The sequence below is a fragment of the Burkholderia sp. SRS-25 genome (genome assembly GCF_004343765.1).
Lineage (GTDB): Bacteria > Pseudomonadota > Gammaproteobacteria > Burkholderiales > Burkholderiaceae > Burkholderia > Burkholderia contaminans.
The window spans coordinates 188,241-212,892 of record NZ_PTXM01000016.1; the positions used below are offsets into that span (position 1 = coordinate 188,241).

Consider the following 24,652-nt stretch of genomic DNA (forward strand, 5'->3'; position numbering starts at 1 on the left):
ACCATGCCGCACGCGCGCGCGCCGTTTCGACCCGATGCACCGGATGCCTCGCCTCGCGCGGGCGAGCCGGGGCGCGACTTCGCGTTCACCAGCGCGGATTTCGCACGCATTCGCGCGCTGATCCATCAACGCGCGGGAATCTCGCTGTCCGAGCACAAGCGCGACATGGCGTACAGCCGTCTCGCGCGCCGCTTGCGGGCACGCGGCCTCGACACGTTCCGCGACTACCTCGACCTGCTCGAGCAGGAAGACGATCCGCTCGAGTGGGAAGCGTTCACCAATTCGCTGACGACGAACCTGACCGCGTTCTTCCGCGAGTCGCACCATTTCCCGATCCTGTCGGACTTCGTGAAGGGGCGGCCGGCGCCGGTATCGGTCTGGTGCTCGGCGGCGTCGACCGGCGAGGAGCCTTACTCGATCGCGATCACGCTGATCGAGGCGCTCGGCGAATCGGCCGCGCGCGGCGCGTCGATTCTCGCGACCGACCTCGACACGCAGGTGCTCGCGAAGGCGGAGGCCGGCATCTACACGTATGACCAGGTCAAGCACCTGGCGCCGGAGCGGCTGAAGCGCTTCTTCCTGAAGGGCACGGGCGCGCAGGCCGGCCGCGTGAAGGTGCGCCCCGAGCTGCGCGCGATGATCCGCTTCGAGCAGCTGAACCTGACCGATGCGGATTACGGAATCGCGAAGCCGTTCGACGCGATCTTCTGCCGCAACGTGATGATCTATTTCGACAAGCCGACGCAGGGGCAGGTGCTGTCGCGCTTCGAGCCGCTCGTGAAGCCGGGCGGGCTGCTGTTCGCCGGCCATTCGGAAAACTTCACGTATGTCACGCAGGCGTTCCGGCTGCGCGGGCAGACGGTGTACGAACTGACCCGCGACGCCGCACAGGGCGCGCGGCCGCGGGGCGCGCAGGCGCCTGCGATGCTGTCCGCCGCGCATGGGCGTGCCGCATCAGCTCCTGGAGTGCGCGGATGAGCGCCCTGCCGATCGCCACCAATCGCTACTTCGACAACCACTTCGGCCGTCCCGGCGTGAAGCTGCTGCCGAACGAGTTCTACACGACGTCCGAGGACATGGTGCTGATGACCGTGCTCGGCTCGTGCGTCGCCGCGTGCCTGCACGATCCGTACGCGGGCATCGGCGGGATGAACCACTTCATGCTGCCCGACGACGGCGCCGATCCGGGCGCGGCCGCGTCGGAATCGATGCGCTACGGCGCGTATGCGATGGAAGTGCTGATCAACGAGATGATCAAGGCAGGCGGGCGCCGCGAACGCTTCGAGGCGAAGGTGTTCGGGGGCGCCGCCGTGCTGGCCGGGATGACCACGATCAACATCGGCGACCGCAACGCGGATTTCGTGCGCCGCTACCTGGCGCTCGAGCGCATCCGCATCACGGCGGAAGACCTGCAGGGCGTGCACCCGCGCAAGGTCGCGTTCATGGCGGCCACGGGGCGCGCGGCGGTGAAGAAGCTGCGGCTGCAGGTGCCGGGCGTCACCGAACGCGAAGCCGCGCTCGCCCGCGAGGCCGATCGCGCCCGCAGCGCACGGCCGCGTCCGCAAGTCGAGCTGTTCGCGGCGAAGCGCCCGGCGCCGCCGCAGCCGGCGCGGCCGCGCATCGAGCTGTTCGGCGCGCGCAGCGCGGCGCCGGCCGGCGGCGTGCGGGCGGCGAACCTATCAAGAAAGCAGGAGGCATGACCGCAGTGCAGAAGATCAAAGTTTTGTGCGTCGACGATTCGGCGCTGATCCGCAGCCTGATGACCGAGATCATCAATAGCCAGCCCGACATGACGGTGTGCGCGACCGCGCCCGATCCGCTCGTCGCGCGCGAGCTCATCAAGCAGCACAACCCCGACGTGCTCACGCTCGACGTCGAAATGCCGCGCATGGACGGGCTCGACTTCCTCGAGAAGCTGATGCGCCTGCGGCCGATGCCGGTCGTGATGGTGTCGTCGCTGACCGAACGCGGCTCGGAAATCACGCTGCGCGCGCTCGAACTCGGCGCGGTCGATTTCGTCACGAAGCCGCGCGTCGGGATTCGCGACGGGATGCTCGACTACGCGGAAAAGCTCGCCGACAAGATCCGCGCGGCGTCGCGGGCGCGCGTGCGCCAGGCGCCGCAGCCGCAGGCCGCCGCGCGCACGGCGGACAGCCACTCGGCCGCGCCGATGATCAACAACCCGCTCGTCAGTACCGAGAAGCTGATCATCATCGGCGCGTCGACGGGCGGCACCGAGGCGATCCGCGAAGTGCTGACGCCGCTGCCGCCGGATGCGCCGGCCGTGCTCATCGCGCAACACATGCCGCCGGGCTTCACGAAGTCGTTCGCGCAACGGCTGAACGGCCTGTGCCGGATCGCGGTGAAGGAAGCCGAGCATGGCGAGCGCGTGCTGCCGGGCCACGCGTATATTGCGCCGGGCCACGCGCACCTGTTGCTTGCGAGAAGCGGCGCGAACTATATTGCGCAACTGTCGGACGAGCCGCCGGTGAACCGGCACCGCCCGTCGGTCGACGTGCTGTTCCGCTCGGCGGCGACGCATGCGGGCAAGAACGCGCTCGGGGTGATCCTGACCGGGATGGGCCGCGACGGCGCGGCCGGCCTGCTGGAAATGAAACGCGCGGGCGCTCACACGTTCGCGCAGGATGAAGCAAGCTGCATCGTGTTCGGGATGCCGCGCGAGGCGATCGCGCTCGGCGGCGCGGACGAGATCGTGCCGCTCGCCGAGATGAGCCGTCGCGTGATGGCGCGCCTGGCGACGATGGGCGACCGCGTGCAGCGCGTTTGAATGGAATGTCACGGGGCGCGTGCCACGATACGCGTCCCGACGAAAACGAATCTGGAAAGGAACGACGATGGACAAGAGCATGAAAATCCTGGTGGTGGACGATTTCCCGACGATGCGCCGGATCGTCCGCAACCTGCTCAAGGAACTGGGCTACTCGAACGTCGACGAGGCCGAGGACGGCGCGGCCGGCCTCGCGCGGCTGCGCGGCGGCGGTTTCGACTTCGTGATCTCCGACTGGAACATGCCGAACCTCGACGGCCTCGCGATGCTGAAGGAAATCCGCGCGGACGCGACGCTCACGCACCTGCCGGTGCTGATGGTCACGGCCGAGTCGAAGAAGGAGAACATCATCGCGGCCGCGCAGGCCGGCGCGAGCGGCTACGTCGTGAAACCGTTCACGGCCGCGACGCTCGACGAGAAGCTGAACAAGATTATCGACAAGATGGCGAAGACCGGGAGCTGACGTGAACGAGCCGATCCATGCCGCGCTGACCGGCGCCGGGTTCAGCGCCGACGGCCACGCCGAAGGCGCCGATTTCGCGAGCGACCGCATCCTCGCGCGCATCGGCCATGTCACGCGCACGCTGCGCGATTCGATGCGCGAGCTCGGGCTCGACAAGCATGTCGAGCGGGCGGCGGAAGCCGTGCCCGATGCGCGCGACCGGCTGCGCTACGTCGCCACGATGACCGAGCAGGCCGCCGTGCGCGTGCTGAATGCGATCGAGGTCGCGAAGCCGATGCAGGAGCGCATCCAGAACGAGGCCGAGGCGCTCGACGCGCGCTGGGCGCAGTGGTATGCGGCGCCGATCGAGCACGCGGAAGTGCGCGAGCTGATGGACGATACGCGCACGTTCCTGCGCACGCTGCCCGAGTCGGCTTCGGCCACCAGCGCGCAACTGCTCGAGATCATGCTCGCGCAGGATTTCCAGGACCTGACCGGGCAAGTGATCAAGAAGATCATGGACATGGTCTACCTGATCGAGCAGCAACTGCTCACGGTGCTCGTCGAGAACATCGCGCCCGAGCGGCGCGAGCAGTTCGCGGCCACCGCGGCCGCGCTCGCGGCCGAGCAGATCAGCTCGACCGGCAGCCCCGAGTCGCTGCTGAACGGCCCGCAGATCGCGCCGGAAGGCAAGACCGACGTGGTCCAGGACCAGGGGCAGGTGGACGACCTGCTCGCCAGCCTGGGCTTCTGACCCTGCCGCAGGCATCGGTGCGCCGCCTGTCGCGGCGGCGCCGATGCCCGCGCCACATCGTTCCCCGCACTGCTTCACCGCGCACGCGATTCCCGCGTGGCGCCGGGTCATCCTGCGTCAAATCGACACTTCGGCACGCTCAGCAGGCATACTACGCGTCAGCAGCAACGTAGCGTCATTCGTAGGATTTCATATGTTGGCCGGTGGCGCGGGCGCGATGGCCGCACCGCCGGCAACGAAGCCAGTCCCTTGGGGGGGAACGTGAAGCTGAAACGCTTGGGCTGGGCCGTCGCGCATGCGACGGCTGCAATGGGTGTGCTGTGGAGCGTCCACGCATACGCTGAACTGGGCGGCGCGCCGATGTCGCCGCCGGCGGACGATCAGGCCGCAACCGTGCGCGCCTTGCAGCGCGCGATGCGTTCGGCAGACGGCATGCAGACGAACACGGCCGCTTATACCGTCCGCGAGATCACGCTCGGATCGGGCACCGTCATTCATGAATACACGTCGGCCGCCGGCAGCGTGTTCGGCCTCGCGTGGCAAGGGCCGACGATGCCGGATCTCGCGTCGCTGCTCGGCAGCTATTTCCCGCAGTACACCGCAGGCGTCCAGGCGGCGCACAAGGCGCGCGGCTGGCGCGCGCCCGTGTCCGTCGACACGAGCGGCCTCGTGATCCGGACAGGCGGCCACATGGGCGCCTTCTCGGGCCAGGCGTGGCTGCCGGCGGCGCTGCCTGCCGGCCTGACCGGCACCGACATCCAGTGACAGCGGGAGAGCGATCTTGAGAATTCCTCGTACATTCAAGCGCTGGCTCGGCGTGCTGGGCCTCGCGGCGGCGACGGCCGTCCTCGTGACGGCATGCGGCGGCGGTGACGGCGGCGGCGGCAGCTCGGGCAACAACGGCAACAACGGTAACGGCGGCTCGGACGGCAATTCCGGGAACACGGCCGTCGTCACCGTCAACGCCGGCGTCGCGAACGTGATCAACATCCCGACCGTCAGCCTCAAGGTTTGCGTGCCGGGCACGTCGAACTGCCAGATCGTCAACAACGTGCTCGTCGATACCGCGTCCTACGGGCTGCGGCTCGTCGGCAGCGCCGTGTCGGGCGTGCTCGGCAGCCTCCCGCAGGTGACGAGCGGCGGCGCGCCGGTCGCCGAATGCGGCAAGTTCGTGTCGAGCTATACGTGGGGCTCGGTGCGCACCGTCGACCTGTCGATCGGCAGCGAGCAGGCAGCGTCGCTGCCCGTGCAGATCATCGGCGACCTCGGCACGACGAACGTGCCGAGCTCGTGCACGAACGGCGGCGCGTCGGCCAACTCGGCGAGCGCGCTCGGCGCGAACGGGATCCTCGGCATCGGGCCCGCGCCGGTCGACTGCGGTACGACCTGCGCGACGTCGACGTCGACGAACAACAACTATTACGCATGCCCGAACGGCAGCAACGCGAACTGCACGGTCGCGCTCGTGCCGGTGGCGCAGCAGGTGGCCAACCCGGTGCATCGCTTCGCCGACAGCAGCGGGGTGAGCGTGACGATGCCGAGCATCTCGAACAACGGACAGGCGAGTGCGACCGGGACGCTGACGTTCGGCCTGCCCGACCTGACCGGGAAGACGGTGATGACGTCGACCACGACGGGCGACGTCAGCGCGACGTTCCAGGGGCGCAACGTGACCGCGTTCTTCGATACGGGTTCGAACGCGTACTTCTTCAACGATTCGTCGGGCACGTTGCCGGCCTGCTCGAAGAACACGCAGTTCTACTGCCCGTCGACGACGACCAGCAATTCGGCGACGCTGACCGGCCAGAACGGCGTGAGCGGCACGGTGACGATGCCCGTCGTGAACGCGGATTCGCTGTTCTCGAACCCGTCGACGTTCGCGTTCAACGACATCGCGGGCCCGTTCGGTTCGTCCAGCTGGCTCGATATCGGCATGCCGCACTTCTACGGCAAGACGATCTACTTCGGGATGGACAAGACCGCGAGCGGCGGCGCGGCGCCTTTCGTCGCGTTCTGACGCAGCACGGCGGGATGCAGGAACAAGGGGGCGAGCGATCGCCCCCTTTTTTTATGCGATGGCCGCGTGCGGCACGACGGGTCCGACCGGCGGCCCGCCGCGCGCGGGCATAGCGCCTACGATGTAATACCGGCACCCATGCCGGCACGACATCGAGGAGGCAGCGCCATGAAGCCGCGCATACAACGCATCACGCCGTTCCTGTGGTTCGACCGCGACGCCGAGGCGGCCGCCGGTTTCTACGTATCGGTGTTCGACAACGCGCGCATCGTGCACGTCGCGCGCTACGGCAAGGCCGGCGCGCACGCGTCCGGCAGCGCGGAGGGCGCGGTGATGACCGTCGCGTTCGAGCTCGACGGGCAGGCATTCGTCGCGCTGAACGGCGGCCCCGTGTTCCAGATCACGCCGGCCGTGTCGTTCGTCGTCAATTGCCGGGACCAGGACGAAATCGACCGCTACTGGGCGCGCCTGTCGGAAGGCGGCGACGAGCGTGCGCAGCAGTGCGGCTGGCTGCGCGACCGTTTCGGCGTGTCGTGGCAGGTCGTGCCGGTGCAGATGAGCGAGCTGATGACGGGCGATCCGGCGCGCGCGGAGCGCGTGATGGCGCAGGTGATGACGATGAAGAAGCTCGATCTCGACGCGCTGCAGCGCGCGGCGGCGGGCTAGGGGCCGGGAGCCCGTTGCAGGCGTGAACCGGCGCCAGGAGCCGTGCAAGCCCGTGAGCGGCCGGAACGGGCGCTAGCCCGGTGGCCGGCCGTCGCGCATCAGGCGCGAGTGGTCGAGGAAACGGTGGCCGGGCCCGTACGCTGTGCTTTCGATCCGGACGGCGTCGGCTGGCGCGACCGGGCGCCCGGCGGCATCGACCGAAATCGATTCGATCTCGACGACCGGCACGCACCAAGCCGCGCGGGCGTGTTCCGCCGGCTCACCGCGCGTGTCGACGCAGCGGAAGGTGAAGCTCGCGGGGAAATCCTGCGCGCGCAGGGTTTGCGTCGATCCGTTCCACGCATGGTGCAGTGCGATCGCGCCGGGGTGCGGCGCGTCAGGCGCCTGCGCGCCGGGCGGCAGGGCCGGCGTGCCCGCGCAGCCGGCGGTCAGCGCGCAGGCAAGCGACAGCAATGGCGCGAGCGGATGACGAAGCATGGTGCGGTTCGACCGGAATCGGCAAGTCATGGCGAAGCGTAGCGCGCTTTGCACGCCCGCGTAATGCCGGCCGGTTAATCGAATGCGGCACATGGGCCGTCGATTATCGATTGCGCTCGATTTCATCTGGATGTAATCAAATGCTGGATTATCGGGGGCTGTCGTTTCCGTCAGGTCTTCAAGATTATTAAAATGACGCGGCATGCAAGCCGAGGGCGCCGCATTCCGCTGTTGCAGCCATTCCCGCGCCATTCCACCGTGGCGAGGGCCGGCGAGACGGCCGGTGCGCGCACTTCCCGGTATGCGAAAAGGAATGGAGTCCGTCGACATTCAAACATATAATGCCGGCGTAGTTTCCGGGGTCGTCTATATAAAACATGAGGGTAATAAAATGAATTTTTCCGAAGCCGTTCGTTCCGCACTCAATAAATACGCGACATTCGAAGGCCGCGCGCGTCGTGCCGAATACTGGTATTTCGCGCTGCTGACCTGCGTGCTGTCGATCGCCGCGCAGGTCATCGGCGCGGCCGGCCGTGACGCGGGCCTGATCACGCTGCTGCTGCTCATCGTGATCGGCCTGGTTTCGCTGGCGCTGATCATTCCGAGCATCGCGGTCAGCGTGCGCCGGCTGCACGATACGGGCCGCTCGGGCTGGTTCCTGCTGCTCGCGCTGATCCCGATCGTCGGCGGCATCCTGCTGCTCGTGTGGATGTGCTCGCGCGGCACCGAAGGTCCGAACCGCTTCGGCGCGGACCCGATCGTGGCGGCCTGACCGACGCCTGCCCCGACGCGCGCCGCCGCCGCGTCGGGGCCCGATTTCGTGCCGCATCCGCTTCACTGCTTCACCGTTTCCTCGCCTTTTCTTCGCCGCTTCTTCGCCTTTTCCCCGCTTCACGTCGTCGTCGCTCCGTCCGGAGCCGGCACCCCGCGTGTCGCACCGATTCGCACCGATCGGCGCGTTTTTCCGCCGCACCGTACACCGTTCCGCCCCCCGTCCGGCCCCGTTCGCGCCGGCTCTCCCGATTCCCCGAAATACCCCCCTTTCCCGGCTTTGCTCGACCGATCGGCGTTTGACGCCTCCATGAATAATCGGTGTCACTGGAAAGCGGCATTCCGCCGTACCCGACTGGAGGCCCCGTGGCAGACGAGAGCGATCTCGACAAGACCGAAGCCGCCACTCCCAGGCGCCTCGAGAAGGCGCGTGAGGAGGGGCAGGTCGCGCGTTCGCGCGAGCTGGCTTCGTTCGCGCTGCTCGCGGCCGGGTTCTACGGCGCGTGGCTGCTCGCGGGCCCGACGGGTGGGCATCTGCAGGCGATGCTGCGCGGCGCGTTCACGTTCGATCGCGCGATCGCCTTCGACACGAACCGGATGCTGTCGGCGGCCGGCAGCGCGAGCCTCGAAGGCTTCGCCGCGCTGTTGCCGATCCTCGCGCTCACCGGCGTCGCCGCGCTGCTCGCGCCGATGGCGCTCGGCGGCTGGCTGATCTCGTCGAAGACGTTCGAGCTGAAGTTCGACCGCCTGAACCCGATCTCGGGCCTCGGCCGGATTTTCTCGATCCAGGGGCCGATCCAGCTCGGGATGTCGTTCGCGAAGACGCTGGTCGTCGGCGGGATCGGCGGCATCGCGATCTGGCGCAGCAAGGACGAGCTGCTTGCTCTCGCGACGCAGCCGCTCCGCGTGGCGCTGCCCGATGCGATGCACCTGATCGCCGTGTGTTGCGGCACGACGGTCGCCGGGATGCTGGTGGTCGCCGCACTCGATGTGCCCTACCAAATCTGGCAGTACAACAAGAAGTTGCGCATGACGAAGGAAGAAGTGAAGCGCGAGCATCGCGAGAACGAAGGCGACCCGCACGTGAAGGGGCGGATCCGCCAGCAGCAGCGTGCGATCGCGCGCCGCCGGATGATGGCGGCCGTGCCGAAGGCCGACGTGGTCGTGACGAACCCGACGCACTTCGCCGTCGCGCTGCAATACACGGACGGCGAGATGCGCGCGCCGAAGGTCGTCGCGAAGGGCGTGAACCTCGTCGCCGCGCGCATCCGCGAACTCGCGGCCGAACACAACGTGCCGCTGCTCGAAGCGCCGCCGCTCGCGCGTGCGCTGTATCACAACGTCGAACTCGAGCGCGAGATTCCCGGCTCGCTGTACTCGGCCGTCGCCGAAGTGCTCGCGTGGGTCTATCAGCTCAAGCGGTTCCGTTCGGAAGGCGGCGCGTTCCCGGCGATGCCGGTCGATCTGGAGGTGCCGGCCGAGCTCGACAAGGGCGCGTCGGTGTCCGCCGAAGACGAGCGCGAAGAACAGGAAGACACGCTCGGCAAGGGAGGCACGGCATGAGCACCCCGACCGGCCTGTTCGCGAAGCGCCCGAACATGCTCGCGGGTACCAACCTGCGCGCGCTCGCGGGCCCGATCCTCATCTGCATGATCCTGGGGATGATGATCCTGCCGCTGCCGCCGATGCTGCTGGATCTGCTGTTCACGTTCAACATCGCGCTGTCCGTGATGGTGCTGCTCGTCAGCATGTACACGATGAAGCCGCTCGACTTCGCGGCGTTCCCGAGCGTGCTGCTGTTCTCGACGTTGTTGCGCCTGTCGCTGAACGTCGCATCGACGCGCGTCGTGCTGCTCGAAGGCCACACGGGCCCGGACGCGGCCGGCCAGGTGATCGAGGCGTTCGGCCACTTCCTGGTCGGCGGCAACTTCGCGGTCGGCATCGTCGTGTTCGTGATCCTGATGATCATCAACTTCATGGTGATCACGAAGGGCGCGGGGCGGATCGCCGAAGTGTCCGCGCGCTTCACGCTCGACGCGATGCCCGGCAAGCAGATGGCGATCGACGCCGACCTGAACGCGGGCCTCATCAACGAAGAGCAGGCGCGCAAGCGCCGCCTGGCCGTGTCGCAGGAAGCCGAGTTCTACGGGTCGATGGACGGCGCGTCGAAGTTCGTGCGCGGCGACGCGATCGCCGGCCTGATCATCATGGCGATCAACGTGATCGGCGGGCTGATCGTCGGGATGGTCCAGCACGACATGTCGTTCGCCGCGGCCGGCACCAACTATACGCTGCTGACGATCGGCGACGGCCTCGTCGCGCAGATCCCGTCGCTGGTGATCTCGACCGCGGCCGGCGTGATCGTGTCGCGCGTCGCGACCGACGAGGACATCGGCACGCAGATCACCGGCCAGCTGTTCACGAACCCGCGCGTGCTGAACATCACCGGCGCGATCATCGTGCTGATGGGGCTGATCCCGGGCATGCCGCACTTCGCGTTCCTCGCACTCGGCGGCGGCGCGATCTGGCTGGCCCGCACGCAGACCAAGCGCGCGGCGGCCCGCAAGGCGGCCGGCGACCTGACCGACATCGCGCCGCCCGCGGTGCTGCCGTCGGACAGCCACGAGGCGACCTGGGACGACGTGCAGCTGATCGACCCGCTCGGGCTGGAAGTGGGCTACCGCCTGATCCCGCTCGTCGACAAGAACAGCGACGGCGAACTGCTCAAGCGCATCAAGAGCATCCGCAAGAAATTCGCGCAGGAAATCGGCTTCCTGCCGCCGGTGATCCATATCCGCGACAACCTCGAGCTGCGGCCGAACGCGTACCGGATCGCGCTGAAGGGCGTCGAGATCGGCGTCGGCGAAGTGTTCCCGGGCCAGTGGCTCGCGATCAACCCGGGCCAGGTGACGGCTGCGCTGCCGGGCGCCGTCACGCAGGATCCCGCGTTCGGGCTGCCGGCCGTGTGGATCGACGTCGCGATGCGCGAACAGGCGCAGGTGTACGGCTACACGGTGGTCGACGCGAGCACGGTCGTCGCGACGCACCTGAACCATCTGGTCGTCCAGCACGCGGCCGAGTTGCTCGGCCGCCAGGAAGTGCAGTCGCTCGTCGAGCACACCGGCAAGGACGCGCCGTCGCTCGTCGAGGACCTCGTGCCGAAGACGATCTCGCTGACGACGCTGCAGAAGGTGCTGCAGAACCTGCTCGAGGAAGGCGTGCCGATCCGCGACATGCGCACGATCCTCGAAGCCGTGTCCGAACATGCGGGCCGCGGCGATGCGTTCGAGATCACGGCCGCGGTGCGGCTGTCGCTCGGCCGCGCGATCACGCAGCAGTGGTATCCGGGCGCCGGCGAGATGCAGGTGATGGGCCTCGACTCGAATCTCGAGCGCGTGCTGTCGCAGGCGCTCGCCACCGGCGCGAACCCGGGCCTCGAACCCGGCCTCGCGCACAACCTTCTGACCGGCACGCAACAGGCGATGCTGCGTCAACAGAATCTCGGGCTGCCGCCCGTGCTGCTGGTGCAGCACGCGCTGCGCGCGATGCTCGCGCGTTTCCTGCGCCGCAGCCTGCCGCAATTGAAAGTGCTGTCGTATGCCGAAGTGCCGGACACACGCACGATCAAAGTCGTTAACGTCATCGGGGGTTCCGCTTGAACATTCGCAAATTCACCGGCGCAACGAGCCGCGACGCACTTCGTCTCGTGCGAGAGGCGCTCGGCGCCGACGCGGTCGTGCTGTCGAACCGCACGCTCGATGACGGCAGCGTGGAAATCGTCGCCCTGGCAGATTCGGACCTGGCCGCCGTGACGCCGCCGGCCGCGGCGCGCCCGCGCGTCGCGGCGTCGCGCACGCCGGAATCCGTGCCGGCTGCCGCCGTGCCGGGCATCGTGTCGCGCCCGGGTGCGCCGCTGGGCCGCCCGACGGTCAATCCGTATGCAGCAGGCGAAGGCGGGCTGCCGGACGTGTTCTCGTCGGTGTTCGGCGCAAGCGCCGACGCGGAAGAGGCGACGGCGCAACCTTCGGCGATCGATGACGAAACGTCGGCCGCGGCAGCGCCGTATCCCGCCGCCCCCGCTCCGGCCGCCACCGCACCAGCCGCTGCCTCCGAACCCGCGCCGTGGCTCGTCGAGCACGCGAAGCGCCTGACGCAGCAGCGCGACGCGCTGATGGCGCGTGCGCAGGCGACGCCCGCCGCGCCGCAAGCGAGCGCACCTGCCCCGCAGGCCGCCGCGAGCGCGACGCCGCCCAACTGGGCACGCGACATCGTGCGCGACGCCGAACGCCGGATGCCGGCCGCCGCCACCCGCGCGCCCGACACGAACACGAGCGCCGCGCATGCCGCGAAGGCGGCCGAGCGCACGCGCCTGTCCGCCGACGCAGCCGCCGCGGTGGCCGACGCCGTGAAGTCGCGCATCGAGCGGATCGTCAACGATACGGTGATGCAGGAGCTCGGCGAACTGCGCGGGATGATGGCAGAGCAGTTCGACAGCCTGATGTGGCACGACCGCCAGCGTCGCAGCGCCGTGCATGGCGCGCTGACGAAGCACCTGTTCGCGGCCGGTTTCTCCGCGCAGCTCGTGCGGATGCTGGTCGACAACATGCCGGCCGGCGATGGCGCGCAGACCTTCGAACAGGCCGCCGAATGGGCGCAGTCGGTGCTCGCGTCCAACCTGCCGGTGCTCGACAGCGAAGATGCGCTGATGGAGCGCGGCGGCGTGTTCGCGCTGATGGGGCCGACGGGCGTCGGCAAGACGACCACCACCGCGAAGCTGGCCGCACGCTGCGTGATGCGCTTCGGCGCGAGCAAGGTCGCGCTGCTGACCACCGACAGCTACCGGATCGGCGGCCACGAGCAGCTGCGCATCTTCGGCAAGATCCTCGGCGTGCCGGTGCATGCGGTGAAGGATGCGGGCGACCTCGCGCTCGCGCTGTCCGAGCTGCGCAACAAGCACATCGTGCTGATCGACACGATCGGCATGAGCCAGCGCGACCGCGCGGTATCCGACCAGATCGCGATGCTGCACGGGGCAAACGCGCCGGTGCAGCGCCTGCTGCTGCTCAACGCGACGAGCCACGGCGACACGCTCAACGAAGTCGTGCAGGCGTACCGCAGCGCGGGCGAGCATCCGGACCTGGCCGGCTGCATCCTCACGAAGCTCGACGAGGCGACCCACCTCGGCGGCGTGCTCGACACGGTGATCCGCTACAAGCTGCCGATCCACTACGTGTCGACCGGCCAGAAGGTGCCGGAGAACCTGTACGTCGCCTCGACCAAATTCCTGCTGAAAAGCGCGTTCTGTGTCCCGCGCGACGGCTCGCCCTTCGTGCCGCAAGACGAGGACATGCCGACGCTGCTTTCCGCACTGACCGCACGTTCCACCGCCGAGCTTCACGAGGTGCGATTTGGATAAACGAATCATCGACCAGGCCGAAGGGCTGCGGCGCCTGCTGGCCGGGCGCGCATCACGCATCGTCGCCGTGGCGGGCGGGCCGGCGGGTGTCGGCTGCACGTCCGCCGTCGTGAATCTGGCGGCGGCGCTCGCGTCGCTCGGCAAGGATGTGCTCGTCGTCGACGAGCGTGCCGACGTGCATTCGGCCAGCGCGACGCTGGCGGGCGCGTGGCTGCGCGACGGCGAGCGCATGCGGGTCGCGGCCGGCTTCGGCCTGTGCGCCGCGGCGCGGCTCGCGCGCACCGGCTACACCGACGCGCAGCTGAGCGATTTCATCGACGGGCCGGCCGACATCGTCCTCGTCGACGCGCAGCTCGGCGCCGACGGTTCGTTATCGGCGCTCGCACGCGAAGCGCACGACGTGCTGGTCGTCACGCGGGTCGCCGCGCAGGCGATCACCGAGGCGTATGCGTACATGAAGCGGCTGCATTTCGCGCACGCGTTCGCGCAGTTCCGCGTGCTGACCAATCACGTCGGCAGTCATGCGGACGCGAAGGTCGCGTTCGACAACCTCGCGGGCGTCGCGAGCCGCTACCTGACCGTGTCGATCGCCGACGCGGGCTGCGTGAGCGCCGATCCGCTCGTCGAGCATGCACGCGAGCTGACGCGTGCCGCGGTCGACGCGTTCCCGTCGTCGCCCGCCGCGCGCGACTACCGGCAGATTGCCGCCGACCTGCTGTACTGGCCGATGCGCCCGCGTTCGGGTGCGGGTGCGGGCCGCGCCGTGCACGCGGGCGGCAAGCCGTCGTATGAGGCGGGCGCGGCACACGCCGCGTGAGCGCCATCGGAAGGAGAGAGCCATGATGTACAACGCTCAAGGAAAGATGTCCCAGGCCGACGTGCTCGCGCAATATGCGCCGCTCGTGCGACGCCTCGGGCTGCAGCTCGTCGCGAAGATGCCGGCGAGCGTCGACCTCGACGACCTGATCCAGGCCGGCATGATCGGCCTGATGGACGCGGCCGGCCGCTACAAGGAAGACCAGGGCGCGCAGTTCGAGACCTACGCGACCCAGCGCATCCGCGGCGCGATGCTCGACGAACTGCGCAGCAACGACTGGCTGCCGCGCAGCCTGCGCAAGACGTCGCGCGAGGTCGAGCACGCGGTGCACCAGGTCGAGCAGCATCTCGGCCGCTCGGCGAGCGAGACCGAGATCGCGCAGCACCTGAACATGCCGCTCGACGAATATCAGGGGATGCTGCAGGACCTGCACGGCAGCCAGCTGATCTACTACGAGGATTTCGACCGCGCGGCCGACGACGAGCCGTTCCTCGACCGCTACCGCGTCGATCACGCCGATCCGCTGTCGGCGCTGCTCGACGAGCACCTGCGCGAAGCGCTCGTCGAGGCGATCGAGCGGCTGCCGGAGCGCGAGAAGCTGCTGATGTCGCTGTACTACGAACGGGGTCTGAATCTGCGCGAGATCGGCGCGGTGCTCGAAGTGAGCGAATCGCGCGTGTGCCAGCTGCACAGCCAGGCCGTCGCGCGCCTGCGCGCACGGCTGCGCGAACAGGCGTGGGTCGGCGCGGAGTCCTGACCCTTTCCTGACGGCCGCGCGCACCGACGCCGCGCGTTTGCGCCGTCGGTGCGCCGTGCTTGCGCATTCTGCGCGCCGATTTGCTACAATCCTCTCCGCTTTCCGAGGAGCGTTGCGACGGGCCACTCTGTGTCCGCCAGGCTCGGAAGGCTTCACCAAGCAGCCGTGCGGCACAACCGCGTCGGCCCCGCTTCCTGAACGGCGCTCACGTCACCAATCTAGAAACTTTTTAGAAAGGAGGGCGTGATGAACGCCATTATCGATTCCAAAGCTACCCACGATTACGTCGTCGCCGACATGGCGCTGGCCGGCTGGGGCCGCAAGGAACTGAACATCGCCGAGACCGAAATGCCGGGCCTCGTGCAGATCCGTGACGAATACAAGGCACAGCAGCCGCTGAAGGGCGCGCGCATTGCCGGTTCGCTGCACATGACGATCCAGACGGGCGTGCTGATCGAGACGCTGAAGGCGCTCGGCGCGGACGTCCGCTGGGCCTCGTGCAACATCTTCTCGACGCAGGACCACGCCGCTGCCGCGATCGTCGAAGCCGGCACGCCGGTGTTCGCGTTCAAGGGCGAATCGCTCGACGAATACTGGGAATTCTCGCACCGCATCTTCGAATGGCCGAACGGCGAATTCGCGAACATGATCCTGGACGACGGCGGCGACGCAACGCTGCTGCTGATCCTCGGCGCGAAGGCCGAGAAGGACCGTTCGGTGATCGCGAAGCCGACCAACGAGGAAGAGGTCGCGCTGTACAAGTCGATCGCGAAGCATCTCGACGCGGACCCGACCTGGTACTCGACGCGCCTCGCGCACATCAAGGGCGTGACCGAAGAAACCACGACCGGCGTGCACCGCCTGTACCAGATGGAAAAGGACGGCCGCCTGCCGTTCCCGGCGTTCAACGTGAACGATTCGGTCACGAAGTCGAAGTTCGACAACCTGTACGGCTGCCGTGAATCGCTGGTCGACGGCATCAAGCGCGCGACCGACGTGATGATCGCGGGCAAGGTCGCGGTCGTCGCGGGCTACGGCGACGTGGGCAAGGGCTGCGCGCAATCGCTGCGCGGCCTGGGCGCGACCGTGTGGGTCACGGAAATCGACCCGATCTGCGCACTGCAGGCGGCGATGGAAGGCTACCGCGTCGTGACGATGGAATACGCGGCCGACAAGGCCGACATCTTCGTGACGGCCACCGGCAACTACCACGTGATCAACCACGATCACATGAAGGCGATGCGCCACAACGCGATCGTCTGCAACATCGGTCACTTCGACTCGGAAATCGACGTCGCGTCCACCCGCCAGTACCAGTGGGAAAACATCAAGCCGCAGGTCGACCACATCATCTTCCCGGACGGCAAGCGCGTGATCCTGCTGGCGGAAGGCCGCCTCGTGAACCTCGGCTGCGCGACCGGCCACCCGTCGTTCGTGATGTCGAACTCGTTCGCGAACCAGACGCTCGCGCAGATCGAGCTGTTCGTGCGCGGCAACGAGTACGAGAACAAGGTGTACGTGCTGCCGAAGCACCTCGATGAAAAGGTCGCACGTCTGCACCTGGCGCGCATCGGCGCGAACCTGTCCGTGCTGTCGGACGAGCAGGCTTCGTACATCGGCGTGCAGAAGGACGGCCCGTTCAAGCCGAACCACTACCGCTACTGATCCGATGCGCCGCTGCCGCGGTGCCGTGCGCGCGTCACTCGCGCGCACCCGGTACGGCGGCACGGCGCGGGATCGCCGGCTGCCGCGGCGCGCCTTCGGGCACCCGCGGCGGCCGGCGGCGGCCACTGATCGTACCGATCGACAACCGAACCGGAGCACTCCATGAGCGTCATCCTCACCTGGGTCATCAACGCGCTCGCGCTGCTGATCATCACGTACCTCGTGCCGTCGATCCACATCAAGAGCTTCGGCACGGCGCTGATCATCGCGGTCGTGCTCGGCCTGATCAACACGGTGATCCGTCCGGTGCTGATCCTGCTGACGCTGCCCGTCACGATCGTCACGCTCGGGGTGTTCATCCTCGTCGTGAACGCGTTGTGCTTCTGGTTCGCGTCGTCGCTGCTGAAGGGCTTCGAGGTGTCGGGCTTCTGGTCCGCGTTCTTCGGTTCGATCCTGTACAGCATCGTGTCGTGGCTGCTGTCCGCCCTGATCTTCGGTCAGCGCGACATCGGCTGAGGCACCAGGGCCTGTTCCATCAGAATCATGAAAACGATCGAACTCTCGTTTGAATTCTTCCCGCCGAAGACGGCGGAAGGCGTCGAGAAGCTGCGCGCCACGCGTGCGCAGCTGCTGCCGCTGAAGCCGAAATTCGTGTCCTGCACGTTCGGCGCCGGCGGTTCGACGCAGCAGGGCACGCTCGATACGGTGCTCGACATGCAGAAGGACGGCCTCGAGGCCGCGCCGCACCTGTCGTGCATCGGTTCGTCGCGCGACAGCCTGCGCGCGATCCTCGACCAGTACCGCTCGTACGGCATCCGCCACATCGTCGCGCTGCGCGGCGACCTGCCGTCGGGAATGGGCGAAGTCGGCGAACTGCGCTATGCGTCGGAGCTCGTCAGCTTCATCCGCGCCGAGCACGGCGACTGGTTCCACATCGAGGTTGCCGGCTATCCGGAGTACCACCCGCAGGCGCGCTCGCCGAAGGCCGATCTCGAGAATTTCGCGCGCAAGGTGAAAGCCGGCGCGAATTCCGCGATCACGCAGTACTTCTTCAACGCCGACGCGTATTTCCGCTTCGTCGACGATGCGCGCAAGCTGGGTGTGGACGTGCCGATCGTGCCCGGCATCATGCCGATCACGAACTTCTCGCAGCTGATGCGCTTCTCCGAGATGTGCGGTGCGGAAGTGCCGCGCTGGGTCGCGCGCCGGCTCGAGAGCTTCGGCGACGATCGCGAGTCGATCCGCGCGTTCGGCGCGGACGTCGTCACGAGCCTGTGCCAGCGTCTGATCGACGCGGGCGTGCCCGGGCTGCATTTCTATACGCTGAACACGGCGGCCGCGACGCGGACGATCTGTGAACGGCTCGTCATGTAAGCGCGCTCACGCGATTGCATGCGTCAAAGCCCTGCCGGCTGCGCCGGCGGGGCTTTTTTACGATGACGGCGGCGCGCGGCCGCGTGCGTCAGCGCTGCGCCTGCATCAGCGGCGGCCGGCGCTCGAACCACGGCCGCGCCTGTTCGAGCTGCCGGGCGAGCCGGAGCAGCAGCGCGTCGTCGGCGTGACGCGCGGCGAACTGCACGCCGATCGGTAGCCCGCGCGCGTTCCAGTAAAGCGGCACCGACATCGCCGGCTGGCCGGTCAGGTTGAACAGCTCGGTGCAGCCGGCCCACGTGAACGCCTTTTCCGACGACTTCGCGAGCATTTCCTTCAGCAGCGGCTTCACCGGCAGCGCGGCGAGCACTTTCATCTGCGCCGCTTCGAACGGCGTCGGCTGCAATTCGCCGATCTTCACCGGCGGGCCCGCGAGCGACGCGCACAGGATCGCGTCGTAGCGCGACACGAGGCCGGCCACCTGCACGGTGAGCTGACGCTGCCATTCGAGCACGTCCGGCAGGCGCGTGCGCGCAAGGCGCCGGCCGACCACGGCCATCGCCCACGTCGCGGCCTCGAATTCGCCGCGCTTCGGCGTGCGGCCGGTCAGCGCGCGCGCGCCGAACACCATCTCCTCGGCGATCGTCGCCCACAACGTGAGGAAGGTTTCGGCCGCACGCGCGTAGTTGACCTGCAGCGTCGCCGGCTCGACATGGTGGCCGAGCGATTCGAGCAGCGCAGCCGCGTCGTCGAGCGCCGCGCGCGTGTCGTCGGCCAGTGCCGGCGCGAGCATCGGGTCGAGCACGAGGCCGATCCGTAGCGAGCCGGGCGGCGTGTCGAGCTCGCCGAGGAACGTGCCGGGCGCGCCGGCCGGCAAGGTCTGGCCGGTCGTCACGTCGAGCAGCAGCGCGCTGTCGCGCACGCTGCGCGTGACCGCATGCTGGACGACCAGTTCGCCGTTCGACGGCAAGTCGACGAGTACCGGGTTGCGGCTCGGCTTCAGGCCGAACAACCCGCAGCACGACGCCGGAATGCGGATCGAGCCGCCGCCGTCGGACGCATGCGCGATCGGCACGATGCCGGCCGCGACGGCCGCCGCCGCACCGCCGCTCGAGCCGCCGGGCGTGTGATCGAGATTCCACGGGTTGCGGCACGCGCCGAACAGTTCGGGTTCCGTGTACGGCATCTGGCCGATCTCCGACGTGTTGGTCTTGCCGAACACGTTGAGACCGGCTGCGCGGCTGCGCGCGATCACCGGCGAATCGTCGTCGGGCACGAAATACCGGTAGTGCCGGCTACCCATCGACAGCGGCAGCCCGGCGACCGCCGCGCCGAGATCCTTCACGAGATAGGGAACGCCGGCGAACGGCGTGCCGGCGCCGCCGTCGGGTGTGGCGGCCGCACGCTGGCGTGCGGCTTCGTAGTCCTGCAGCACGATCGCGTTGATCGCGCCGTTGACCGCTTCGGCCTGGCCGATCGCGGCGTCGAGCAGGTCGCGCGGGCTCGCCTTGCGTTCACGTACCAGTGTGGCAAGGCCGATCGCGTCGTGCGCGAGATAGTCCGAATGCATCGCTGTCATCCCCGTTGTGACTCGTGGCGATGACAGCAGCATAACGCGGGCCCGGTGCGCAGGGGCCCGCGGCCGGCCGTTTTTAGAGGTGCTCGGCGAGGAAGGTCAGCGTGCGGCCGTGCGCGAGCGCCGACGCGCGCTGGTTGTACGACGCGCGGTCCGTGCAGTTGAAGCCGTGCTCGGCGCCCGGATACACGTGGAACGACGCATCGCCGTGGCGGGCGAATGCGGCCTTCACCTGGTCGACGGCCGTGAGCGGGATGGCGTGGTCGTCTTCAGCGTAGTGGAACAGGATCGGCTGCGTGATCTTGCCGGCGAGGTCGAGCGCGTTCTGGATGCCGCCGCCGTAGTAGGCCACGGCCGCGTCGATCTTGCCGGTCGCGGCCGCGCGGTACGCGAGCTGGCCGCCGAAGCAGTAGCCGATCGCGGCGATCTTGCCGGCCACTTCCGGGCGCGCGCGCAACGCGTCGGCGGCCGCGCCGATATCCGCGACCGCGAGACCCACGTCGGTCTTTTTCATCAGCTCGATGCCTTTGTCGCGATCCGCGCCTTCGTAGGTCAGCTCGACGCGCGGCTGCGTGCGCCAGAATACGTCCGGCGCGAGCGCGACGAAGCCGTCGGACGCGTACTGGTCGGCCACCGCGCGGATGTGCGAGTTCACGCCGAAGATCTCCTGGATGATGATGACGGCAGGGCCTTTGCCGCGCTTGGGCAGCGCGAGATAGCCGCCGAAGCTGTCGTTACCGGCGGGGATGTCGATCCATTGGGCAGTCACGTTCTGAACTCCTGGCGAACGGGGTGCGCGATGCGCGCCCCGGGGTGAAAGAGGGCGGCCTAGTGTGCCACCGATCCCGTGTCATTGCAGCGGACGCGCCCGCTTCTCGCGCAGCGATCGTTTCGATCTCGATTATTCATTTTTCGGCGCTGCGCCGCTTCGATAGAGTCGATGTGCCGGCCTTTACAAAGCGCTTTCGCGCATCGACATCGAAGGATTCGCCATGTCTGCCCGTCTGTTTTCCACGCCCTTTTCCGAACGCTTCGGCCTGCGCCTGCCGCTCGTGCAGGCGCCGATGGTCGGCGCGACCACGACCGCGATGGTCGCTGCCGCCTCGAATGCCGGCGCGCTCGGCAGTCTCGGCGCCGCCGCGTTCGCACCCGAGCGCCTCGCGACCGAAGTCGAAGCCATCCGTGCGGCAACCGATCGTCCGTTCGCGGTCAACCTGTTCGTGCTGCCCGATGCCGCGCCCGACGCGGCGACCGTCGCCCGCGCGCTCGCCGCGATCGACCCGCTGAATGCAGCGCTCGGGTTGCCGCCGGGCACCGCGCCCGCACGCTATGCGCCCGACTTCCGCGCGCAGCTCGACGCACTCGTGGCGTTGCGCGTGCCCGTTGCGAGCTTCACGTTCGGCGTGCTCGATGCGGCCGACGTCGCGCGCCTGAAGGCGGCCGGCACCTACGTGATCGGCACGGCGACGCACGTGGCCGAGGGCCTCGCGTGGCAGTCGGCCGGCGCCGACGCGCTGTCCGCGCAGGGCGCCGAGGCGGGTGGCCATCGCGGCACGTTCATCGGTTCCGCCGACGATGCGCTGATCGGCACGCTCGCGCTCGTGCCGCAGCTGGTCGACGCGACCGGCCTGCCCGTGCTCGCCGCGGGCGGCATCATGGACGGCCGCGGGATCGCGGCCGCGCTTGCGCTCGGCGCGCAGGGCGCACAGCTCGGCACCGCGTTCCTCACCTGCACGGAAAGCGCGATCGCGGCGGACTGGAGGGCGCGGCTGCTCGCGAGCGCCGACACGTCGACACAGGTCACGCGCGCGATCACCGGCCGCCACGCGCGCGGGCTGCGCAACACGTTGATGGCCCGGCTCGGCGAACGCGTGGCCGACGCCGCGCCGTACCCGGTGCAGAACGCGCTGACGCAGCCGCTGCGCCAGGCCGCCGCGCGTGCCGACGACGGCGACTACCTGTCGCTGTGGGCCGGACAGGGCGCACCGCTCGCGCGGCGGCGCGGCGATGCGTTGACGACATCGCAGCTCGTCGCCGCGCTCGATGCCGAATGGCGTGCGGCGGCTGCCTGAATCGTTCATGTCCGACGACGAAACGCGCGTTGTCACGCGCGTTTCATTCAATGATCACGGGCACAAAATACCGAATCGAAATGCCCCCGGAATGTTTTAAAACGACCTTTCAGGAAGTCGTCTGGAATTAGCGGAAACCCTTATCTGGCGGGGCTCGCAGCGATACTCGAGTAGTCGTTCCAAAGTGCGCATATCGGTAGTGTTACCACTACCCCAAAAAAGTCCCACAAATTAATTTGATCACCTACACTTGCGCGCAAGTACGGACGGGCGGCTGCTAAAAGCGGCGGTTTTCACGTGCTTGAGGCCAAGTGCATGAACGATGCAACCGGCGAATCGTCCAGTGATTGCAAACACAGGGATGGCAGCGGGGCACCGGGCGATGGCGTTTATTGGGACCGAAACTGGAGACTTACATGAATATCAAGATGCAAAAGCTGTTGCCGATCACCGCGGCCGCGATGCTGTGTGCTGCAGCTGCGGGCAACGCAGCGGCCGATCAAGTCGTCAAGATCGGCCACGTCGCGCCCTTGACGGGCGGCATTGCACACCTGGGCAAGGACAACGAAAACGGCGCACGTCTCGCAGTCGAGGAGATCAACGCCAAGGGTCTCACGGTCGGCGGCCAGAAAATCACGCTGCAACTCGACCCGCAGGATGACGCGGCCGACCCGCGGCAGGCCACGCAGGTTGCGCAGAAGCTCGTCGACGACAAGGTCGTCGCGGTGGTCGGCCACCTGAACTCGGGCACGTCGATCCCGGCCTCGAAGATCTACAGCGATGCGGGCATCGTGCAGATCTCGCCGTCGGCGACGAACCCGGCCTACACGCAGCAGGGCTTCAAGACCACGTACCGCGTGGTGGCCACCGATGCGCAGCAGGGCCCGGCACTCGCGAACTACGCGCACTCGAAGGGCATCAAGAGCGTGGCCGTGGTCGACGATTCGACCGCGTACGGCCAGGGTCTCGCGAACGAGTTCGAGAAGAAGGCGAAGGCGCTCGGCCTGAAGGTGATGTCGCATGACGCGACGAACGACAAGGCGGTCGACTTCCGCGCGATTCTGACCAAGATCAAGGGCGAGAATCCGGACGCGATCATGTACGGCGGCATGGACGCAACGGGCGGTCCGTTCGCGAAGCAGGCGAAGCAGCTCGGCCTGCGCGCGAAGATCTTCGCGGGCGACGGCGTGTGCACGGAAAAGCTGGCCGACCTGGCCGGCGACGCGACCGACAACGTAGTGTGCTCGGAAGCCGGTGCTTCGCTCGAGAAGATGTCGGGCGGCGCAGCGTTCAAGGCGAAGTACGAGAAGCGCTTCGGCCAGCCGATCCAGATCTACGCACCGTTCACGTATGACGCCGTGTACATCATCGTCGATGCGATGAAGCGCGCGAACTCGACGGATCCGGCGAAGATCCTCGCTGCGATGCCGGCGACGAACTACTCGGGCGTGATCGGTACGACGACGTTCGACTCGAAGGGCGACCTGCAGCACGGCGTGATCTCGCTGTACAACTACAAGGGCGGCAAGAAGTCGCTGCTCGACGAAGTGAAGATGTAACGATACAAGCGGTCAACAGAAGGGGTGAAAGCGCGCATGCGGCAACGCATGCGCGCTTTCTTTTTGGCCGGCGCCGGCCGTGCCGTCAGATCTTCAGCCGCGCCAGCACTTTCGGCGCGACGGCCGCGACGAGCGCCGCACACAGCGCGACGACGGACAGGCCGATCGTCAGGTTCGAGGCTTGCGCGACGGCGCCGATCACGACCGGACCGAACAGCATGCCGAAATACGCGAGGCCGGCCACGTGTGCGAGCCCTTCGGCCGCATGGATGCCTTTCACGCGCGCGGCGGCCGCGAACAGCACCGGCATCATGTTCGCGAGGCCGATGCCCATCAGCGTGAAGCCGGTCAGCACCGTGGCCGGATACGGCAGCAGTAGCGCGCCGATCATCCCCGCGCAGGCGAGCGACGCGCTCGCGAACACGAGCTGCGGTGCGCCGAAGCGGGCACGCACGGCGTCGCCCGCGAAGCGCGCGATGGCCATCCCGCCCGAGAACGCGGCATAGGCGGCGCTCGCGAGCGCGGGGCTCGCCACGACGACGTCGCGCATGTAGACCGTCGCCCAGTCGTACATCGCGCCTTCGGCGATCAGTGCGACGAGCGCGATGCCGCCGAGCATCCACAACGCCGGCGAGCGCCAGCGGTTGCCGCCGTCGTGCGCGTGCTCGTGGTGCGGCACATGCGGCAGCACGGCCGGGCTGGCGGCCACGAGCACCGTCGCGCTGGTCGCCGCCGCGAGCGCGAGATGCACGGCCGGCGCCATGCCGGCCGACAGCAGCGCGCCGCCGGCGGCCGCCCCCGCCATCCCGCCGATGCTGAACATGCCGTGCAGCGACGACATGATCGGCCTGCCGATCGCAATTTCGACCGCGCTGGCCTCGGCGTTCATCGCGACGTCGAGCGTCGCCATCGAGAAGCCGAACAGCGCGAGCACGGCGAGCAGCATCGGGTAATCCGGCACGACGAGGATCAGCGCCGCGCAGGCCGACATCACGAGCCCGCCCGCGAGGCACGCGGTGCGCGAGCCGACCCGCGCGATCCAGCGCGCGATGGTCAGCATCGCGGTGATCGAGCCGACGGCGACCGCGAACAGCGCGATCGACAGCAGCCCGGGGCTCAGCGCGAACTTGTCGCGCACGGTCGGCACGTGCACGCCCCACGACGCGAACATCATGCCGGCGACGAAGAATAGCGCCATCGACGCCGCGCGCGCCCGCTGGCGGGCCGGCAGCGGCAGCACGCGATGCGCGTCGGGCGGCACGGCGAACGGAGACGACGATTCGGAAGAGGAGGATTCGGACACGATGACGCTCGTCAAAAGAAATGCTCGGACGCACGCGGCGCCCGTCGGATCCGTCCGATTCTATCGAACCGCTTACGATCGTGCCGGCCGCTGGCCGTTCGGTCGATGATCCGGCGATTAGCCGGTGACCCGCGTTCGGTCGCATCGACTGCACTGGCCGTTCGGCCGATGCGCGGCGCGGCGCGCCCGCGAGTAACATCG

At 68.2% G+C, this 24,652-nt stretch carries 23 protein-coding genes and 1 riboswitch; of the genes, 19 read left to right on the forward strand and 4 right to left on the reverse strand.

Annotated elements, in window-relative coordinates; all coding sequences use genetic code 11:
* The first annotated feature begins 3 nt into the window (after positions 1 to 3).
* The 8 genes from C5O79_RS22920 to C5O79_RS22955 all read left to right on the forward strand — a co-directional run bounded on the left by C5O79_RS22920 (position 4) and on the right by C5O79_RS22955 (position 6,667).
* Positions 4 to 978 carry a CheR family methyltransferase gene (locus tag C5O79_RS22920; protein WP_047851457.1) on the forward strand — a complete coding sequence of 325 codons (975 nt, stop codon included), beginning with the start codon at positions 4 to 6 and terminating at the stop codon, positions 976 to 978.
* Entirely contained in the window at positions 975 to 1,700 is a 726-nt protein-coding gene (gene cheD / locus C5O79_RS22925; RefSeq protein ID WP_046547448.1) for a chemoreceptor glutamine deamidase CheD, read from the forward strand. The genes C5O79_RS22920 and cheD overlap by 4 nt, the downstream gene beginning before the upstream one ends.
* Complete coding sequence (locus tag C5O79_RS22930; protein WP_039346820.1) at positions 1,697 to 2,788, forward strand: chemotaxis response regulator protein-glutamate methylesterase; 1,092 nt, start codon at positions 1,697 to 1,699, stop codon at positions 2,786 to 2,788. The genes cheD and C5O79_RS22930 overlap by 4 nt, the downstream gene beginning before the upstream one ends.
* Positions 2,789 to 2,855: 67 nt before the next feature.
* Positions 2,856 to 3,251 (forward strand): chemotaxis response regulator CheY, encoded by a 396-nt coding sequence (gene cheY, locus C5O79_RS22935; protein WP_039346818.1) that lies wholly within the window; start codon positions 2,856 to 2,858, stop codon positions 3,249 to 3,251.
* A gap of 1 nt (position 3,252) precedes the next feature.
* Positions 3,253 to 3,984: a protein phosphatase CheZ gene (cheZ, locus tag C5O79_RS22940; RefSeq protein WP_039346817.1), complete on the forward strand. Its 732-nt coding sequence runs from the start codon at positions 3,253 to 3,255 to the stop codon at positions 3,982 to 3,984.
* Between the two features lie 261 nt (positions 3,985 to 4,245).
* The gene (locus C5O79_RS22945; protein WP_122473478.1) at positions 4,246 to 4,749 is read left to right on the forward strand and encodes a DUF2844 domain-containing protein; all 504 of its coding nucleotides are present in this window, start codon (positions 4,246 to 4,248) and stop codon (positions 4,747 to 4,749) included.
* 16 nt (positions 4,750 to 4,765) lie between these two features.
* Positions 4,766 to 6,001: a DUF3443 family protein gene (locus C5O79_RS22950; RefSeq protein ID WP_122473479.1), complete on the forward strand. Its 1,236-nt coding sequence runs from the start codon at positions 4,766 to 4,768 to the stop codon at positions 5,999 to 6,001.
* Positions 6,002 to 6,169: 168 nt separating this feature from the next.
* Positions 6,170 to 6,667 (forward strand): VOC family protein, encoded by a 498-nt coding sequence (locus C5O79_RS22955; RefSeq protein WP_039346812.1) that lies wholly within the window; start codon positions 6,170 to 6,172, stop codon positions 6,665 to 6,667.
* A 72-nt stretch (positions 6,668 to 6,739) separates the two neighbouring features.
* On the opposite strand, the gene C5O79_RS22960 is transcribed toward C5O79_RS22955, so the two are convergent.
* Entirely contained in the window at positions 6,740 to 7,396 is a 657-nt protein-coding gene (locus C5O79_RS22960; RefSeq protein WP_131931783.1) for a hypothetical protein, read from the reverse strand.
* Between the two features lie 139 nt (positions 7,397 to 7,535).
* On the opposite strand from C5O79_RS22960, the gene C5O79_RS22965 reads away from it, so the two are divergent.
* The 9 genes from C5O79_RS22965 to metF all read left to right on the forward strand — a co-directional run bounded on the left by C5O79_RS22965 (position 7,536) and on the right by metF (position 17,944).
* Positions 7,536 to 7,916, forward strand: coding sequence for a DUF805 domain-containing protein (locus tag C5O79_RS22965; protein WP_046547443.1), 381 nt, complete (start codon positions 7,536 to 7,538; stop codon positions 7,914 to 7,916).
* Between the two features lie 365 nt (positions 7,917 to 8,281).
* Positions 8,282 to 9,478 (forward strand): flagellar biosynthesis protein FlhB, encoded by a 1,197-nt coding sequence (gene flhB / locus C5O79_RS22970; protein ID WP_046547442.1) that lies wholly within the window; start codon positions 8,282 to 8,284, stop codon positions 9,476 to 9,478.
* Positions 9,475 to 11,574, forward strand: a complete 2,100-nt coding sequence (gene flhA / locus C5O79_RS22975; RefSeq protein WP_046547441.1) for a flagellar biosynthesis protein FlhA — start codon at positions 9,475 to 9,477, stop codon at positions 11,572 to 11,574. The genes flhB and flhA overlap by 4 nt, the downstream gene beginning before the upstream one ends.
* Positions 11,571 to 13,331, forward strand: coding sequence for a flagellar biosynthesis protein FlhF (flhF, locus tag C5O79_RS22980; RefSeq protein ID WP_047851454.1), 1,761 nt, complete (start codon positions 11,571 to 11,573; stop codon positions 13,329 to 13,331). Before flhA ends, flhF begins: the two co-directional genes overlap by 4 nt.
* A complete protein-coding gene (locus tag C5O79_RS22985) occupies positions 13,324 to 14,148 on the forward strand; it encodes a flagellar biosynthesis protein FlhG (RefSeq protein WP_046547439.1) in 825 nt (274 codons plus the stop codon). The genes flhF and C5O79_RS22985 overlap by 8 nt, the downstream gene beginning before the upstream one ends.
* 22 nt (positions 14,149 to 14,170) lie before the next feature.
* On the forward strand, positions 14,171 to 14,905 hold the full coding sequence (locus C5O79_RS22990; protein WP_006484033.1) for an RNA polymerase sigma factor FliA: 735 nt from the start codon (positions 14,171 to 14,173) through the stop codon (positions 14,903 to 14,905).
* 98 nt (positions 14,906 to 15,003) lie between these two features.
* A riboswitch (S-adenosyl-L-homocysteine riboswitch) is annotated at positions 15,004 to 15,119 on the forward strand.
* Between the two features lie 32 nt (positions 15,120 to 15,151).
* The gene (gene ahcY, locus C5O79_RS22995) at positions 15,152 to 16,570 is read left to right on the forward strand and encodes an adenosylhomocysteinase (protein WP_039346797.1); all 1,419 of its coding nucleotides are present in this window, start codon (positions 15,152 to 15,154) and stop codon (positions 16,568 to 16,570) included.
* A gap of 162 nt (positions 16,571 to 16,732) precedes the next feature.
* A complete protein-coding gene (locus tag C5O79_RS23000) occupies positions 16,733 to 17,086 on the forward strand; it encodes a phage holin family protein (RefSeq protein ID WP_006477367.1) in 354 nt (117 codons plus the stop codon).
* Positions 17,087 to 17,113: 27 nt separating this feature from the next.
* Positions 17,114 to 17,944, forward strand: coding sequence for a methylenetetrahydrofolate reductase [NAD(P)H] (metF, locus tag C5O79_RS23005; protein WP_047851453.1), 831 nt, complete (start codon positions 17,114 to 17,116; stop codon positions 17,942 to 17,944).
* 88 nt (positions 17,945 to 18,032) lie between these two features.
* On the opposite strand, the gene C5O79_RS23010 is transcribed toward metF, so the two are convergent.
* A complete protein-coding gene (locus tag C5O79_RS23010; RefSeq protein WP_047852582.1) occupies positions 18,033 to 19,511 on the reverse strand; it encodes an amidase family protein in 1,479 nt (492 codons plus the stop codon).
* Between the two features lie 82 nt (positions 19,512 to 19,593).
* Complete coding sequence (locus tag C5O79_RS23015) at positions 19,594 to 20,286, reverse strand: dienelactone hydrolase family protein (RefSeq protein ID WP_047851452.1); 693 nt, start codon at positions 20,284 to 20,286, stop codon at positions 19,594 to 19,596.
* 223 nt (positions 20,287 to 20,509) lie between these two features.
* Between C5O79_RS23015 and C5O79_RS23020 the strand changes: the two genes are divergently transcribed.
* Together C5O79_RS23020 and C5O79_RS23025 are read left to right on the forward strand one after the other, a co-directional pair.
* Positions 20,510 to 21,589 (forward strand): nitronate monooxygenase, encoded by a 1,080-nt coding sequence (locus C5O79_RS23020; RefSeq protein WP_047851451.1) that lies wholly within the window; start codon positions 20,510 to 20,512, stop codon positions 21,587 to 21,589.
* Positions 21,590 to 22,005: 416 nt separating this feature from the next.
* Positions 22,006 to 23,148, forward strand: coding sequence for a branched-chain amino acid ABC transporter substrate-binding protein (locus C5O79_RS23025; protein WP_046547437.1), 1,143 nt, complete (start codon positions 22,006 to 22,008; stop codon positions 23,146 to 23,148).
* A gap of 85 nt (positions 23,149 to 23,233) precedes the next feature.
* Here C5O79_RS23025 and C5O79_RS23030 read toward each other — a convergent pair whose 3' ends face one another.
* On the reverse strand, positions 23,234 to 24,346 hold the full coding sequence (locus tag C5O79_RS23030; RefSeq protein ID WP_276321195.1) for an MFS transporter: 1,113 nt from the start codon (positions 24,344 to 24,346) through the stop codon (positions 23,234 to 23,236).
* Between the last annotated feature and the right edge of the window lie 306 nt (positions 24,347 to 24,652).

Bases quoted from the DNA above. Each gene is read 5' to 3' on its own strand.
- C5O79_RS22930 (WP_039346820.1), top strand. From the start codon at position 1,697: ATGACCGCAGTGCAGAAGATCAAAGTTTTGTGCGTCGACGATTCGGCG.
- C5O79_RS23020 (WP_047851451.1), top strand. From the start codon at position 20,510: ATGTCTGCCCGTCTGTTTTCCACGCCCTTTTCCGAACGCTTCGGCCTG.
- C5O79_RS22920 (WP_047851457.1), top strand. From the start codon at position 4: ATGCCGCACGCGCGCGCGCCGTTTCGACCCGATGCACCGGATGCCTCG.
- C5O79_RS22965 (WP_046547443.1), top strand. From the start codon at position 7,536: ATGAATTTTTCCGAAGCCGTTCGTTCCGCACTCAATAAATACGCGACA.
- C5O79_RS23025 (WP_046547437.1), top strand. From the start codon at position 22,006: ATGAATATCAAGATGCAAAAGCTGTTGCCGATCACCGCGGCCGCGATG.
- C5O79_RS22955 (WP_039346812.1), top strand. From the start codon at position 6,170: ATGAAGCCGCGCATACAACGCATCACGCCGTTCCTGTGGTTCGACCGC.
- C5O79_RS23010 (WP_047852582.1), bottom strand. From the start codon at position 19,511: ATGCATTCGGACTATCTCGCGCACGACGCGATCGGCCTTGCCACACTG.
- metF (WP_047851453.1), top strand. From the start codon at position 17,114: ATGAAAACGATCGAACTCTCGTTTGAATTCTTCCCGCCGAAGACGGCG.
- C5O79_RS22960 (WP_131931783.1), bottom strand. From the start codon at position 7,396: ATGGCGCGGGAATGGCTGCAACAGCGGAATGCGGCGCCCTCGGCTTGC.
- cheD (WP_046547448.1), top strand. From the start codon at position 975: ATGAGCGCCCTGCCGATCGCCACCAATCGCTACTTCGACAACCACTTC.
- flhA (WP_046547441.1), top strand. From the start codon at position 9,475: ATGAGCACCCCGACCGGCCTGTTCGCGAAGCGCCCGAACATGCTCGCG.
- ahcY (WP_039346797.1), top strand. From the start codon at position 15,152: ATGAACGCCATTATCGATTCCAAAGCTACCCACGATTACGTCGTCGCC.
- C5O79_RS23000 (WP_006477367.1), top strand. From the start codon at position 16,733: ATGAGCGTCATCCTCACCTGGGTCATCAACGCGCTCGCGCTGCTGATC.
- C5O79_RS23030 (WP_276321195.1), bottom strand. From the start codon at position 24,346: ATGGCGCTATTCTTCGTCGCCGGCATGATGTTCGCGTCGTGGGGCGTG.
- C5O79_RS22990 (WP_006484033.1), top strand. From the start codon at position 14,171: ATGATGTACAACGCTCAAGGAAAGATGTCCCAGGCCGACGTGCTCGCG.
- cheY (WP_039346818.1), top strand. From the start codon at position 2,856: ATGGACAAGAGCATGAAAATCCTGGTGGTGGACGATTTCCCGACGATG.